Source organism: Dactylosporangium sp. NPDC000244 (genome assembly GCF_040300725.1).
Lineage (GTDB): Bacteria > Actinomycetota > Actinomycetes > Mycobacteriales > Micromonosporaceae > Dactylosporangium.
In genome coordinates, this window is the sequence record NZ_JBEPEH010000021.1 from 129,105 (window position 1) to 142,825 (window position 13,721).

Here is a 13,721-nt window from a genome sequence, read left to right on the forward strand (position 1 = left end):
GCACCGGGGCCGGCGCGGCGGGATGCGTGTGTGCGGGCGCGTTACGAGGCGTAGAGGCTGGCCGGGCGCATGTCGGTCCAGTGCCGCTCGACGTATTCGAGGCAGGCGTCGCGCCCGTCCTCGCCGAACACCACCCGCCAGCCGGCCGGCACCTCGGCGAAGGCCGGCCAGAGCGAGTGCTGGTTCTCGTCGTTGACCAGCACGAAGTACCGGCCGTCGGCGTCCTCGAACGGGTTCGTGGTCATCGGGCCTCCTCCGGCCGGGCGGCGGGATCGGCCCACGAGAGGCCGTCGGGCGCCGGGACGAGCCCGCCGTCGAGCAGCGGCAGCTCCCGGGCCGCCTCGCCCTGCACGCCGCGGACCTGGATGTTGTTCATCTCCGCCATCACCTCGCGCACGACCGGGGTGCCGAAGAGGTGGTGCATGCGCTCGCCGGAGGTGGTCTGCATGCTGCCGGTCCGCTCCACCGCGCCGGCGAGGTCGTCGGAGGCGGCCTGGAACGTCCGCACCAGGGCCCGCTCGCCGGAGTGCGCGCCCGCGACCAGGGTCACGAACGCCTCCAGGTCGGTGGTGTCGAGGTTGGTGACCTTGCGGGCCTTCCAGAAGTACGACTCCTCGTTCGTCTGCATGTCGTAGAACGCAGAGAGGAACTCGTAGAAGACGCGGTACTCGCGGCGGTAGCGCCCCTCGAACTCCTCGAACACCCGTGCCTCGGCCAGGTCGCCGGCGAGCACGGTGTTGATCGAGCGGGCCGCGAGGAGGCCGGCGTAGGTGGCCAGGTGCACGCCGGTGGAGAACACCGGGTCGATGAAGCACGCGGCGTCGCCGACGAGGACCATGCCGGGGCGGTGGAACGTGCTGTTGGTGTACGAGTAGTCCTTGCGGGTGCGCAGTTCCCCGTAGACGCCCTCGGTGACCCGGGTGGCGTCGGCGAGGAAGTCCTTGACGATCGCGCAGCGGTCGATGAACCCGTGCAGCGCCTGCTCCTGGTCGCCCTGCAGGCGGCTCGCGTGCTCGCGGCTGATCACGGCGCCGACGCTGGTGAGGGTGTCGGACAGCGGGATGTACCAGATCCAGCCCTCGTCGAACGCGGCGCACAGGATGTTGCCGGAGTCGGGGGCGGGCAGGCGCTTGCCGCCCTCGAAGTAGCCGAACAGCGCGATGTTCTTGAAGAACTCGGAGTAGATCCGCTCGCCGCCGACGTGCTGGTGCACGCGGCTGCGGTTGCCGGAGGCGTCGACGACGAACGTCGCGTGGATCTCGCGCTCGTTGCCGTCGGGGTCGGTGTAGCGCACCCCGCGCACCCGCTCCTCGTCGGCGATGACGTCGGTCACGGGGCTGTTCTCGCGCACGTCGACGCCGTTGCGCGCGGCGTTGCGCAGCAGGATGTCGTCGAACTTCATCCGCTCGACCTGGTAGGCGGTCGACGTCGGGCCGGACAGCTCGGGGGCCACGGCGAAGAGGAAGTTCCACGGCACCGGGTTGGTGCCCCAGCGGAAGCTGCCGCCGCGCTTGACGGTGAACCCGGCGTTCGCGAGCTCCTCGCTGACGCCGAGAATCCGGCCGATGCCGTGCACGGTCGAGGGGAGCAGGGACTCGCCGATCTGGTACCGCGGAAAGGTCTCCTTCTCCAGCAGCACCACCCGGTGCCCGCGCTTGGCGAGCAGCGTGGCGGCGGTCGATCCGCCGGGTCCGCCGCCGACGACCACGACGTCGGCGTTCTCGATGATCGGGCTCAACGCTTCTCCTCCAGCACGTTCGACGCCTCCAGCCGCTGCGCCCAGGCCGCGACCGTCGGCTCCATCGCCAGGTCCAGGTATCCGGCCTCGAAGCCGGCGGCGCGCCAGCGGGTCGCCAGGCTCATCAGCCGGATCGAGTCGAGGCCGAGGTCGATCAGGTTGTCGTCGTCGGCGAACGCGGCGGGCTCCTCGGCGACTTCGGCGAGCGCCTCGGCGACGTCGCTGCGCATCCGCTCGATGTTCATTGGGACGGCCTTCCGGGTTGTCAGGTTAGGCTAACCTTACTAATTCACGACAGTAAAGAGGAGTTCGGCCCGTTTGTGGCCCAGGTCATGGATTCCGATGGACTGGAATCCGGCCCGCGCGAACATCCGGCGGGCGACCACGTGCCGCTCGTCGGGGTCGGCGAACACCCGCCGGCAGCGCGGGTCGGCCACGGCCAGGCCCTCGGCGATCGCGCGCACCATGGCGCGGCCGAGCCCCTGGCCGGTCCGCCGCGGGTCCCCGATCGCCAGGTGCACGCCCAGGTCGTAGGGGTCGGCGTCGTACTGCCGCCCGACCACGTCCCGCGGGGTGCGGTAGATCTCCACATAGGACAGCGGGTCGCCCTCGAAGGAGACCAGGTACGGCCGGGAGTGCTCGCCCGCCAGCTGCCCAGCGAGCTCCTCGGCCCAGCGCGGCGCCGGCCACGCGGCGCGCCAGAACGCCTCCACGTGCGGCTCGCCCATCCACCGGCTGACCAGCTCGGCATCGGCACCCCCGGCGGCGAGCGGGCGGATCGCCCACGGCGGGGCGAGCACCGGGACGGGCGGGGGTCCCGCCGCGACGACCGCCGCGGCGAGGCCCGCCGTCACCTCTCGGCCGGACACTCAGCCGGTCGCCCTGGCCGCGGTCGAGATCGCCGGCAGGACGTTCTCGATGATGTACTGCACCGACAGCGGCGTCGGCGTGCGCAGCGCGGAGAACTGGGCCCCGCTCAGCGCCGCGTAGGAGCCGCGCTTGACCGCGGTCAGCCCCTTGAACAGCGCGTTGCCCTCGAGCTGGGGCTTGAGGCCGTCCTCGGCGTAGTAGACGAGCACCACGTCGGTGTCGAGCACCCCGACCTTCTCCAGGCTCAGCTGCACCGCGAAGTCCTCGCCCTGCAGCGCGGCCACGCCCGGGGCCAGCACCATGCCGAAGTCGTTGAGCATCTTGACCCCGGCGTCCTTGTCGGAGCGCAGCACGCCGATGGAGCCGGCCTCCCACATCTGGCTCAGCGAGAACTTCTTGCCGGCCAGCTCCGGGTGGTCCGACTTGGCCTTGGTGATCTTGGCCTCGACGTCGGTGACGATCTTCTCCGCGTCGGCCGGCCGGCCCACGGCCTTGGCGACCTGGCGCAGCGTGGTCTGCCACGAGTCCTCGAACGGGCCGGTGGTCTCATAGGCGGTGGTCGGCGCGAGCTTGCTGAGCTTCTCGTACTCGTCCTTGATGTAGTAGTCGCCGCCGGCCAGGATCAGGTCCGGGTTCAGCGCCGCGATCTTCTCGATGTCGAAGCCGGTGTCGCCCGCCGTGAGCACGGCCGGCGTGCCGGTCAGCTTCGGCTTGGCCCACGGCGTGACACCGCCCTCGCCCGCGGACTCGGCGATGCCGACCGGCTGCACGCCCAGCATGAGCAGCGCGTCGAGGTCGGCGTCGGACAGGGCCACGATCCGCTGCGGCGCGGCCTTGATCTGCGCGGTCCCCAGCTTGTGCGTCAGCGCGACCGGGTAGCTCGCCGCCGCGGGCGCCGAGCCGGTCGCGGCCGCATCCTCGCTCTGGGCGTCGTCGCCGCACGCGCTGAGCAGCGCGATCCCGGCGGCGAGGGCGATCCCGGCCGCCACGAACCGGCGGGCGGGACGCAGGGAAAAGGTCATGTCGGGCCTCACGTTCGGAGTTAGGTTAGGCTAACCTAAGTGATCATTCCGGTCGAGGGCAAGACGGCGCCCGATATTTGATAAGGCTAACCTTCGTTCGACGTTCAGCGATAGAGGTGACAATTTTGCCGGTAGTCGTCCCCCGGGTGGACGCCCCGCCGCCGCGGCCCGCCCGGCGCCCCCGACGGGCCGTCGCCCTGCTCACGCTGGTGGCCGCGGCCGGCGCCGCGGTGCTGCTCAGCCTGGCCGTCGGCGCGCAGACACTGAGCCCCGCTGCCGTGGCACGGGCGATCGTCTCCCCCGACACGGCGGCCCCCGAGGCCGTGGCGATCGTGCGTGAGCTGCGGCTGCCGCGCACGATCCTCGGCCTGCTCGTCGGGCTCGCCCTCGGTGCCGCGGGCGCGCTCATGCAGGGCCACACCCGCAACCCGATCGCCGACCCGGGCCTGCTCGGCGTCTCGGCCGGCGCCTCGTTCATGGTCGTGATCGGCATCCAGCTCGGCACCCGCACCCTCGCCGGGTACATCTGGTTCGCCTTCGCCGGCGCCCTGCTCGCCAGCGTGCTCGTCTTCGGCATCGCCGCCGGCCGGCGCGGCGGCCCGACCCCGGTCACGCTCGCCCTGGCGGGGCTCGCCATCAGCGCGCTGCTGGCCTCGTTCACCCAGGCGATGCTGCTGGCCGACAACGCCAGCCTCAACGTGTTCCGCTTCTGGGTCGTCGGCTCGCTGTCCGGCCGTGACGCGCACGTCGCCGCCCAGGTGGCCCCGTTCATCGCGGCCGGGCTGGGGCTCGCGCTGCTCAACGCGCCCGCGCTCAACGCGCTCGGCCTCGGCGAGGACGTCGCCCGCGCGCTCGGCCAGCGGGTCCTCGCGGCCCGCGCGGCCGGGGTCGCGGCGATCGTGCTGCTGGCCGGGGCGGCCACCGCGGCCTGCGGCCCGATCGCGTTCCTCGGCCTCATCGTGCCGCACCTGGCCCGCACGCTCACCGGCCCCGACCACCGCTGGCTGGTGCCCTGCTCGGCGCTGGCCGGCGCCGCGCTGCTGCTCGTCGCGGACACGCTCGGCCGGGTCGTGGTCAGCCCCGGCGAGCTGCAGACCGGGATCGTGCTCGCCGTCGTCGGCGCGCCGTTCTTCATCGCGCTCGTCCGGCGCCGCCGCGGGCTGGTCCGGCTGTGAGGCCCTACGCCCGGGCCGCCGCCGTCGGGCTGGCGGGGCTCGCCGTGGCCGTCGCGGTCGCCGTGCTCGCGATCGGGCGGGGCAGCTACGCGATCCCGCCCGGCACCGTGGTCGACGTCCTGCTCGGCGGCGGTACCCCCGGACAGCGGCTGGTCGTGCTCGACCTGCGGCTGCCGCGAATCCTCGCGGCCCTGCTCGTGGGCGCGGCGCTGGCGCTGTCGGGCGCGCTCACCCAGACCTTCGCCCGCAACCCGCTCGCCACGCCGGACGTGCTCGGCGTGACCAGCGGCGCCTCGCTCGGGGCCGTCGCGCTCATCGTGCTCGGGGGCGGGGGCAGCGCGGCCGGGGTGCCCCTCGCGGCGCTGGCCGGCGGGCTGCTCGCGGCCGCGCTCGTCTACGTCCTCGCCTGGCGGCGCGGCATCGACGGCTACCGGCTGGTGCTCGTCGGGCTCGGCGTCGGCGAGATCGTGCAGAGCGGCGTGTCGTGGTTCCTGGTGCGGGCCGAGATCGTCGACGCCTACCGGGCCACGGTCTGGCTCAACGGCTCGGTCGCGGGCGTCGAGTGGGACCGGGTGCGCCCGCTCGCCGTCGCCCTGGCCGTCCTGCTGCCCGCGGCCCTCGCCACCGGGTTCACGCTCAAGGCGATCCAGTTCGACGACGACGTGGCGCGGGCGCTGGGCGTACGGCTGCAGCTCGCGCGGCTGGCCGTGGTGCTGACCGCGATCGCCCTGGCCGCGGCCGCCGTGTCCGCCGCCGGCCCGATCGAGTTCGTCGCCTTCGTGGTGCCCCAGGTCGCGCTGCGCCTGTGCGGCGGCTCCCGCCCGCCCCTGCTCACCTCGGCCGTGCTCGGCGCGCTGCTCGTGGTCGCCGCCGATCTGCTCGCCCGCACGGTGCTGCCCGGCCGCGAGCTGCCGGTCGGCCTCGTCACCGCGATCGTGGGCGCCCCCTACCTGCTCTGGCTGCTCGTGCGCACGAACCGGAGGAACTCGGCATGACCACTCGGCTTCAGGCGCGGGGGCTGCGGCTCGCCTACGGCGACCGCGTCGTCGTCGACGGCCTCGACCTCGACGTGCCCCCGGGGGCCGTCACCGCCGTCGTCGGGCCCAACGGCTGCGGCAAGTCCACGCTGCTGCGCGCGCTCGGCCGGCTGCTGCGCCCACGGGCCGGCGAGGTGCTCCTGGACGGGCGGCGCATCGAGCGCATCCCCACCCGCGAGGTGGCCCGGGTCCTCGGCCTGCTGCCGCAGAGCCCGGTCGCGCCGGACGGGCTCACCGTCGCCGACCTCGTCATGCGCGGCCGCCACCCGCACCAGAACTGGTTGCGCCAGTGGTCGGCCGCCGACGAGGCGATCGTCGCCGAGGCCCTGGCGTGGACGGACATGCTCGACCTCGCCGGCCGCCCCGTCGACGCGCTCTCCGGCGGCCAGCGCCAGCGCGCCTGGCTGTCGATGGCGCTCGCCCAGGGCACCGAGATCCTGCTGCTGGACGAGCCGACGACGTACCTGGACCTGTCCCACCAGATCGACGTGCTCGACCTGGTGTCGCGGCTGCACCGCGAGCGCGGCCGGACGATCGTGATGGTGCTGCACGACCTGAACCTGGCCGCCCGCTACGCCGACCACGTGGTGGCGATGCGCGGCGGCGCCATCGTGGCGCAGGGCGAGCCGGCGGCGGTGTTCACCCCCGAGCTGCTGTCGTCGGTCTTCGGGCTGGAGGCGCTCGTGATCCCGGACCCGGCGACGGGTACGCCGCTCGTCGTCCCACTGCCCAGAGTTCCTGCCTAGAGTTGCGGTGTGAATCTCAGCGCGCGACTACACGCGGCCGGGGACGTCCGGCTGGCCGCGGAGCCCGTGCCCGTGCCCGGCGCGGGCGAGAGCCTGGTCGAGGTGACCGCGGTCGGGCTGTGCGGGTCGGATCTGCACTGGTACGCGGAGGGCGGCATCGGCGACGCCCGCATCGCGCACCCGATCGTCGGCGGGCACGAGATGGCCGGGGTCGTGCGCGGCGGCGCGCTGGACGGCGTGCGGGTCGCGATCGACCCGGCGATCCCGTGCCACCGCTGCGACCTGTGCCGGGCCGGGCACCCGAACCTCTGCCGCGACATCGTCTTCGCCGGGCACGGGCGTCGCGACGGGGGGCTGCAGCAGTACCTGGCGTGGCCGACCGACCGCCTGCACCCCCTGCCCGAGGCCCTCACCGACGCCGACGGCGCGATGCTCGAGCCGCTGGGCGTCGCCGTCCACGCGGTCGACCTGGGCCACGTGCCCCTCGGCGCCGACGTCGCGGTGCTCGGCTGCGGCCCGATCGGGCTGCTGCTGATCCAGGTCGCCCGGGCCGCCGGAGCCGCCCGGGTGCTCGCCACCGACCCGCTCCCCCACCGCCGCATGGCCGCCGTCGCCTACGGTGCGGACGTCGTGCTCGACCCGGCCTCCGCCGGCGTCGCCGATGCCCTCGCGGACTTCACCGACGGCCGCGGCGCCGACGTCGCCTTCGAGATCGCCGGCACCGACGCCGCCATCGAGGCCGCCGTCACCGTGGTGCGCCCCGGCGGCCGGGTCGTGCTCGGCGGCATCCCGAGCACCGACACGTCGGCGTTCCCGGCGGCGGCCGCCCGGCGCAAGGGCCTCACGTTCGCGATGGTGCGGCGGATGAAGGAGGTGTACCCGCGGGCGCTCGCCCTCGTCACCGGGGGCCGGGCGGACGTGCGGTCCCTGGTGAGCCACCGCTACCCGCTGACCTCGGTGGCCGAGGCCTTCCCCGTCGCCAACGCCCGCAAGGGCCTGAAGGTCCTCATCGAGCCGGCCGGGCACTGACCCCCGGCGTCAGGGTGTGTGGGCGGCGATCGCGTCGGCCAGGCTGCGGTCCGGCGGGGACTGCACGGCCGGCGGGCGCAGTCGCGTGGCGTCCCAGGCCGCCTTCCACGCCGCGCCGACGTCCCGGGCGCGGTTCTTCCAGATCGTGATCTGCCGGCAGCCGTCGCACCCCGACGGCACGCCCCAGGCGTCGACGCCGACGCGGCGGCAGAGGGTGACCGCACGGTACAGGTGGATGTCCTGGCTCACCAGGAGCGCCCTGGTCACGCCGTAGACGTCGTGCGCGCGGCGGCAGGTGTCGTAGGTGTCCAGGCCGTAGGGATCGACGACGACGCGGGACCGCTCGACGCCGTGCTGGGCGAGGTAGTCCCCCATCACCCGGACCTCGTTGCCCGAGCCGCCGTGCGCGTCGCCGGAGATGAGCAGCGCCTTCACCTTGCCGGCGGCGACGAGCTCGGCGGCCTTGTCGAGGCGGTTGCGCAGGAAGGTCATCGGGTCCTGGCCGCCGGGCGCGACCTGGGCCCCGAAGACGATCGCGACGTCGGCGGCCGGCGCCTGCGCGACGGCGACGAGGCGCCCGGAGGACGACGCGTGGACCCACGCGGTCGGGACCATCACCACCGCGACGAGCAGCACCGCGACGACACCGAGGCGCAGCAGCACCCGGCGCCGGCGGCGGGGCGGCCGGGCCGGCGGCGGGGCCGCGGCCTCGCCGGGTGCGGTGTCCGTGTTCGCCATGCGGGCAGCATGGCACGGCCCGGCAAGGGGCGGAACGGCCTGGAACGGGTCCGGGGAGGTCGTGGCACGAATCCTGGATCACACGCGATCGGCCCGGACCTAGCGTCAGACGTATCGATGCACCACCGACCGTTGCCGGGAGGCACACCATGAACCGTCCGAGCGTCCGCCTCTCGATGGCCGTCGCCGCGATCGCCCTCGCCGGGCTGAGCACCGCCGCCTGCTCCGGCGACGACCCGGCCGAGTCGCCGGACATGGTGCCGGCCGGCGCCACGTCCTCGCTCAAGCCGAGCCCGACGAAGCAGAGCAAGCCCAAGGGCGACACGAAGATCGTCGAGTTCAAGATCGTCCAGCAGCCGAAGTGCCCCGAGGGCACCGCCGTGTACCGTGCCGACGCCGTACCCGTGATCATCAAGTGGAAGGTCACCGGCGCCACCGGGATCGGGCTGTCGGTGGACAACCCGGACCTGCCCGGCAGCTACGGCAACTACCCCGCGAGCGGCACGGAGACGTTCACGTTCTCGTGCGGCGGCCCGGTCGGCAGCGTCGAGACGCACACGTACACGATCACCACCACCGGCGGCAAGCAGACCAAGAAGGCTCAGGTCAAGGCGTCGGCGAAGGTCATGGACACCGGCCGCGGCGGCAACTGACGCCGCGCGCCACCGCCCGGCCATGCGCGATGATGTCGCCATGGGAGTGATCTACGACTATTTCGCCGCCGACTCCGACGAGCAGGCGGCCGCGGCGCTCGACCTGCCCGGCGGCCCCGGCGGGCCGGACGGCCACGACGGCCCGGTGGTCTCGTGCCGCATCGACCCCGCAGTGCGCCTCGGCGAGCTCGCGCGGCTGTTCGCGGGCGTCGACCGCTCGTCCGGGGCGCCGATCGCGGCGACCCCGGACTTCGACCAGCTGGTGCTCCCGATCAGCCCGGACCTGCGCGCCGCTCTGGCCGCCGCGACCCCGGCCGAGCTCGACGCGGTCGCCGAGCCCTGGTCGCGCATCGAGGAGTTCGACGGCGGCTTCGCCCCGCCCGACGCGGCCGAGTTCCTGCACTCGCTCGCCGAGGTGAGCCGCGCCGGCAAGGGCCTCTACTGCTGGATCTGCATCTAGGCGTCGGGTGTCGGGTTTCGGCGGGGGTGGCGACTTGCCCGGAATTGAGCGGGTCGCGGTCGGCTAGCGTGCCGCGGATCGCGTACTGCGACCTGGACGACGACGAGGCCTGGGGGCACATCTTCACGATCAACCCCGACGGCACCGGCAACGCCCAGGTCACCTTCGGCCCGGGGACCGACGAGGCCCCCGACTGGCGCGCCGGCTGATCACCAGCGGTCCTCGTGGCGGACCTGGTGCAGCGGGGAGCGGCGGCGCCACCCGTGCCGCTCCAGGTCCGGCACCTCCATCAGCCGGCTCACCGGCCCGAGGCACAGCCACGCCACGGGCCGCACGCCGGGCGGGATGCCGAGCAGGCCGCGCAGGAAGTCCTCGCGGTAGAACGACACCCAGCCGACGCCGAGGTCCTCGGCCGTGGCCGCGAGCCACAGGTTCTGGATGGCGAGGCACACCGAGTAGAGGCCGGCGTCGGCGATCGCGTGGCGGCCCAGCACCGCGGGGCCGCCGCGCTCGGCGTCGTACGTGACCACGACCGACAGCGTCGACTCCAGTACCCCGTCGATCTTGATGCGGGCGAAGCGGGCGGCCGCCTCGGCGTCGAGGGTCGCGGCGAACACCTCGCGCTCGTGGGACACGTGCGCGTGGAAGGCCTCGTGCAGGGCCCGGTCGCGCACGACGACGAAGTCCCACGGCTGGGACAGCCCGACGCTGGGGGCGGCGTGCGCGGCGCCGAGGATCCGGTCGAGCGTGGCGTCGGGCACCGGCGCGCCCGTGAACTCGCCGCGCACGTCGCGGCGGCGGTTGATGATGTCGTACAGCTCGTGCGTCATGGCAGGCTCCCGCTGCGCTCACGCCCCGGGCGGGCCGGGGCCGTCAGTCGCGAGGCCGGTCTTCGGACTCCCGGATCGTCGCCTCACCGCCCGCCTTCCCAGCCCGTGCGGGCCAGTGGCTACGCGTGCGCGTGTGGGCGGCGGCTCCCCGGTCACCGCGGCGGGCCCGTGCCGGATTCGCACCGGCTTCCCAGATTCTCCCCGCCGTCGCCGGCGGGGCACCTCGCTTCAGTACTTGCCGCCGCGAAGGGTATCGCACCCCCGACTTTCGTCGGGGGTGGCCGCGGCGTTTCGGCAGATCCGCCCGGGCGCGCCGCTGCCTAGCGTCGGGTGGCATGAACCGCAGACTGCTCGCCCTCGCGGCCGCCGCCGTCGTGCTGTGGCCCGCCGCGCCGGCCCAGGCCGCGCCGGCCGCACCGACAACCCCGACGCCCATCGACACCTACCTGCGCCAGGCCCTCGACGGGACCGGGCTGCCCGGGCTCTCCGCCGTCGTGACGCACGGGGACGAGGTCGTGCACGCGGCCGGCTACGGCCACGACTCGACGGGGGCGCCGGTCACCGCGCGCACGCCGATGCGGGTCGCCTCGGTGACCAAGTCGTTCACGGCGACGGCGGTCATGACGCTCGTGGACGCCGGGAAGGTCGCGCTGGACGAGCCCGTCGCGGACCAGCTCCCCGAGTTCCGGATGGCCGACCCGCGCGCGGCCCGCGTCACGGTGCGCCAGCTGCTCGACCAGACCTCCGGCCTCGCCGACGGCGGCGTCGACATCCCCGCGGCCGAGTCCACCGCCAGCCCGGCCGCGTACGTGGCGGCGCTGCGGTCCGGGCACCTCGCCGCCGAGCCCGGCACCGCGTGGGCCTATTGCAACGCCAACTACGAGATCGCCGCCCGGCTCGTGGAGGTCGCCGGGGGCGTGGGCTTCGGGCAGTACGTCCGGATGCACGTCTTCGAACCGCTCGGGATGACCGGCAGCTCCGTCGGGGGCGCGGCGGCGGACGGCCACATCTCGCTCTTCGGCGCCTGGGTCGCGCGGCCGGAGCTGCGCGCGTTCGGGGCGCACGGCGGCGCGGGCGGGGTCGTCACCGACGCCGAGGACATGGGCCGGTGGCTCATCGCCCAGACCGGCCACGGCCCGCAGGTCGTCCGGCCGGAGAGCCTCGCGGCCATGCACGCGCCGTCGAAGGTGCGCGACTACGCGATGGGCTGGGGCCCGACCGACGTGGACGGCCGCGAGCTGCTCGTGCACTCGGGGAACCTGTTCACCTACACGGCCGTCGAGGCGATCGATCCCGCCACCGGCTACGGGTACGCGGTCATGACGAACAGCGCGGGCCTCTACGACGACACGTACGAGGTGCTGCGCGGCCTGGTCGCCCTGACCCACGGCGCCGAGCCGCCGGCCACGGGCGGGCAGCGGCAGCGGATCGAGCTCGTGCTCAAGGCGGCCGACCCGCGCGAGCTGATCCTCGGCGTGCGCGCGGTCGCCGGCGGCGCCGCCTACCTGTCGCCGCGCATCGCCCAGAAGGTCATGACCCGCCTCGGCGGCGACCGCCTCGCCCGCGCGGAGGCCGCCCGGCGGCGCCTGGACCGGCTGACCCCGCGCGAACGCGACGTGCTCGGCGGCGTCGGCCGGGGCCTGTCCAACCAGGAGATCGCCGCCGAGCTGCGCCTCTCCGAGGGCACGGTCAAGGCCCACGTGAGCGCGATCCTGCTGCGGCTGGGCCTGAACAACCGCGTCCAGGCCGCCATCCTGGCCTACGAGGCCGGCGGCTGAGCCGGTATCCCACGTTCGTCCGGTTCGCGCCGGACGGGCCACACGGCCGCGGCCGCCGCCCTAGGCTCGGGGCATGACGCAGACGACGCACACGCTCGCCCTGCCCGGGGTCGACCTGGTCTACGACGTCACCGGCCCGCTGCCGGCGGCGGACGGCCGGCCCCTGCTGTTCATGATCGGCCAGCCGATGGCCGCGGACGGGTTCCGCGCGCTGGCCGCGCACTTCCCGGACCGGACCGTCGTCACCTACGACCCGCGCGGCCTAGGCCGCAGCGTCCGCACCGACGGCGTGGCCACCGACTCGCCGCAGGAGCAGGCCGCCGACCTGCACCGCCTCGCCGAGGCGCTCGGCGCCGGGCCGGTCGACGTCTTCGCCAGCAGCGGCGGGGCGGTGACGGCGCTCGAGTGGGTGTCCACCCACCCCGGCGACATCGCCGTGCTGGTCGCGCACGAGCCGCCGATCAACGCGGTGCTCCCCGACGCCGAGGCCGCGAACCGGGCCCGGGCCCGCTTCAACGCCGCCTACGAGGCGAACGGCTCCGGCGCGGGCATGGCCGCGTTCATCGCCATGACCTCCTGGAAGGGCGAGTTCACCGAGGACTACTTCGCGCAGCCGGACCCCGACCCGGCGATGTTCGGGATGCCCACCGAGGACGACGGGCGCCGCGACGACCCGCTGCTGTCGAGGCGCGCGTGGGCGATCACCGACTACCGCCCGGACGCGGCCGCCCTGTCCGCGGCCCCGACGCGCATCGTGGTCGGGGTCGGCGAGGAATCGGCGGAGACGTACACGGCGCGCACGGCCGAGGGCGTGGCCGCCCTGCTGGGCCACGAGGTCACGGTGTTCCCGAGCCACCATGGCGGCTTCGTCGGGGGCGATTCCGGCTACGCGGGCAAGCCGGCGGAGTTCGCCGCGAAGCTCCGCGAGGTCCTCGGGTAGCCGGAACCGGCTCCGCGCGCACCGCGAAGCCCGGCGACGGGTCCGGCGCTGTCGACGGGTCCCTGCGGTGTCGCGGGTCCCGCGGTGTCGACGGGTCCGGCGCTGTCGACGGGTCCCCGCGGTGGCGCGGGTCCGGCGGTGTCGGCCGGCCCGTCCGCCACCGACCCGAGCGGCGGTTACAGCAGGCCGGCGAGCTTGTAGAGCACGAGCGAGCCGGCCACGGCGACGTTCAGGCTCATGCCCGTGCCGATCATCGGGATCTCGACGGCGCCGTCGAGGAGGTCCAGGGCCTCGGGCGGGATGCCCGTCGACTCGTGGCCGAGGACCATCACGGTGCGCCGGCGCGCGGCGGGCAGGTCGGCCAGGCGCACGGCCTCGTCGGCGAGCTCCACGCCCAGGATCCGCGCGCCCGCCGCGCGCTCCGCGGCCAGCCAGCGCAGCGGGTCGCCGATGCGGTGCACGCAGGCGGGCCGGCGCAGCGTGTTGCCGCGGGCGAGGGCCTCGTCGATCCACGGCAGCCGCGGCACGACGAGGCAGGCCCCGACGGCGTCGCAGGTGCGCAGGAGGGTGCCGAGGTTGACGCCGTGCATGGGCCACAGCGGCGCGGCCAGGAGATGTCCCCAGCAGCGGTGCGAGCGGGGGCGGCGGGCGGAGCGCACCTCGGAGCGGGTGCGGACGCGGATGGCGGTAGCCATGGGAGGACGT

At 74.5% G+C, this 13,721-nt stretch carries 17 protein-coding genes and 1 riboswitch; of the genes, 9 read left to right on the top strand and 8 right to left on the bottom strand.

Features of this window, described 5'->3' with window-relative positions; all coding sequences use genetic code 11:
- Positions 1-41: 41 nt before the first annotated feature.
- Genes ABT369_RS28905 through ABT369_RS28925 form a run of 5 tightly spaced genes read right to left on the bottom strand, consistent with a single transcriptional unit; the run spans position 42 to position 3,630 of the window.
- Complete coding sequence (locus ABT369_RS28905) at positions 42-245, bottom strand: MbtH family protein (RefSeq protein ID WP_350616595.1); 204 nt, start codon at positions 243-245, stop codon at positions 42-44.
- Positions 242-1,738 carry a tryptophan 7-halogenase gene (locus ABT369_RS28910; RefSeq protein WP_350616597.1) on the bottom strand — a complete coding sequence of 499 codons (1,497 nt, stop codon included), beginning with the start codon at positions 1,736-1,738 and terminating at the stop codon, positions 242-244. The genes ABT369_RS28905 and ABT369_RS28910 overlap by 4 nt, the downstream gene beginning before the upstream one ends.
- Positions 1,735-1,968, bottom strand: a complete 234-nt coding sequence (locus ABT369_RS28915; RefSeq protein ID WP_350616599.1) for a phosphopantetheine-binding protein — start codon at positions 1,966-1,968, stop codon at positions 1,735-1,737. Before ABT369_RS28915 ends, ABT369_RS28910 begins: the two co-directional genes overlap by 4 nt.
- Positions 1,969-2,022: 54 nt before the next feature.
- Complete coding sequence (locus ABT369_RS28920; RefSeq protein WP_350616601.1) at positions 2,023-2,592, bottom strand: GNAT family N-acetyltransferase; 570 nt, start codon at positions 2,590-2,592, stop codon at positions 2,023-2,025.
- Positions 2,593-2,607: 15 nt separating this feature from the next.
- Complete coding sequence (locus ABT369_RS28925; RefSeq protein ID WP_350616604.1) at positions 2,608-3,630, bottom strand: iron-siderophore ABC transporter substrate-binding protein; 1,023 nt, start codon at positions 3,628-3,630, stop codon at positions 2,608-2,610.
- 125 nt (positions 3,631-3,755) lie between these two features.
- On the opposite strand from ABT369_RS28925, the gene ABT369_RS28930 reads away from it, so the two are divergent.
- From ABT369_RS28930 to ABT369_RS28945, 4 genes are read left to right on the top strand one after another with little or no spacing between them, the layout of a single operon-like run.
- Complete coding sequence (locus tag ABT369_RS28930; protein ID WP_350616606.1) at positions 3,756-4,805, top strand: FecCD family ABC transporter permease; 1,050 nt, start codon at positions 3,756-3,758, stop codon at positions 4,803-4,805.
- A complete protein-coding gene (locus ABT369_RS28935; RefSeq protein WP_350616608.1) occupies positions 4,802-5,800 on the top strand; it encodes a FecCD family ABC transporter permease in 999 nt (332 codons plus the stop codon). Before ABT369_RS28930 ends, ABT369_RS28935 begins: the two co-directional genes overlap by 4 nt.
- Entirely contained in the window at positions 5,797-6,588 is a 792-nt protein-coding gene (locus ABT369_RS28940; RefSeq protein ID WP_350616609.1) for an ABC transporter ATP-binding protein, read from the top strand. The genes ABT369_RS28935 and ABT369_RS28940 overlap by 4 nt, the downstream gene beginning before the upstream one ends.
- 9 nt (positions 6,589-6,597) lie before the next feature.
- Positions 6,598-7,617, top strand: coding sequence for a zinc-dependent alcohol dehydrogenase (locus ABT369_RS28945; RefSeq protein ID WP_350616611.1), 1,020 nt, complete (start codon positions 6,598-6,600; stop codon positions 7,615-7,617).
- A 9-nt stretch (positions 7,618-7,626) separates the two neighbouring features.
- Here ABT369_RS28945 and ABT369_RS28950 read toward each other — a convergent pair whose 3' ends face one another.
- Positions 7,627-8,355, bottom strand: a complete 729-nt coding sequence (locus ABT369_RS28950; RefSeq protein WP_350616613.1) for a SanA/YdcF family protein — start codon at positions 8,353-8,355, stop codon at positions 7,627-7,629.
- A gap of 149 nt (positions 8,356-8,504) precedes the next feature.
- On the opposite strand from ABT369_RS28950, the gene ABT369_RS28955 reads away from it, so the two are divergent.
- The 3 genes from ABT369_RS28955 (at position 8,505) to ABT369_RS28965 (ending at position 9,677) form a co-directional block, all read left to right on the top strand.
- Positions 8,505-9,008, top strand: a complete 504-nt coding sequence (locus tag ABT369_RS28955) for a hypothetical protein (RefSeq protein WP_350616615.1) — start codon at positions 8,505-8,507, stop codon at positions 9,006-9,008.
- 40 nt (positions 9,009-9,048) lie between these two features.
- On the top strand, positions 9,049-9,468 hold the full coding sequence (locus ABT369_RS28960) for a hypothetical protein (protein ID WP_350616617.1): 420 nt from the start codon (positions 9,049-9,051) through the stop codon (positions 9,466-9,468).
- A gap of 68 nt (positions 9,469-9,536) precedes the next feature.
- The gene (locus ABT369_RS28965; protein WP_350616619.1) at positions 9,537-9,677 is read left to right on the top strand and encodes a TolB-like translocation protein; all 141 of its coding nucleotides are present in this window, start codon (positions 9,537-9,539) and stop codon (positions 9,675-9,677) included.
- Here ABT369_RS28965 and bluB read toward each other — a convergent pair whose 3' ends face one another.
- Positions 9,678-10,298 carry a 5,6-dimethylbenzimidazole synthase gene (gene bluB / locus ABT369_RS28970; protein WP_350616620.1) on the bottom strand — a complete coding sequence of 207 codons (621 nt, stop codon included), beginning with the start codon at positions 10,296-10,298 and terminating at the stop codon, positions 9,678-9,680.
- Positions 10,299-10,334: 36 nt separating this feature from the next.
- A riboswitch (cobalamin riboswitch) is annotated at positions 10,335-10,539 on the bottom strand.
- A gap of 94 nt (positions 10,540-10,633) precedes the next feature.
- On the opposite strand from bluB, the gene ABT369_RS28975 reads away from it, so the two are divergent.
- Complete coding sequence (locus ABT369_RS28975) at positions 10,634-12,076, top strand: serine hydrolase (RefSeq protein ID WP_350616622.1); 1,443 nt, start codon at positions 10,634-10,636, stop codon at positions 12,074-12,076.
- A gap of 73 nt (positions 12,077-12,149) precedes the next feature.
- Positions 12,150-13,016, top strand: a complete 867-nt coding sequence (locus tag ABT369_RS28980; protein ID WP_350616624.1) for an alpha/beta fold hydrolase — start codon at positions 12,150-12,152, stop codon at positions 13,014-13,016.
- A gap of 176 nt (positions 13,017-13,192) precedes the next feature.
- Here the strand turns inward: ABT369_RS28980 and ABT369_RS28985 are convergent, their stop codons facing one another.
- Positions 13,193-13,711 carry a TrmH family RNA methyltransferase gene (locus ABT369_RS28985; protein WP_350616626.1) on the bottom strand — a complete coding sequence of 173 codons (519 nt, stop codon included), beginning with the start codon at positions 13,709-13,711 and terminating at the stop codon, positions 13,193-13,195.
- Positions 13,712-13,721 lie beyond the last annotated feature (10 nt).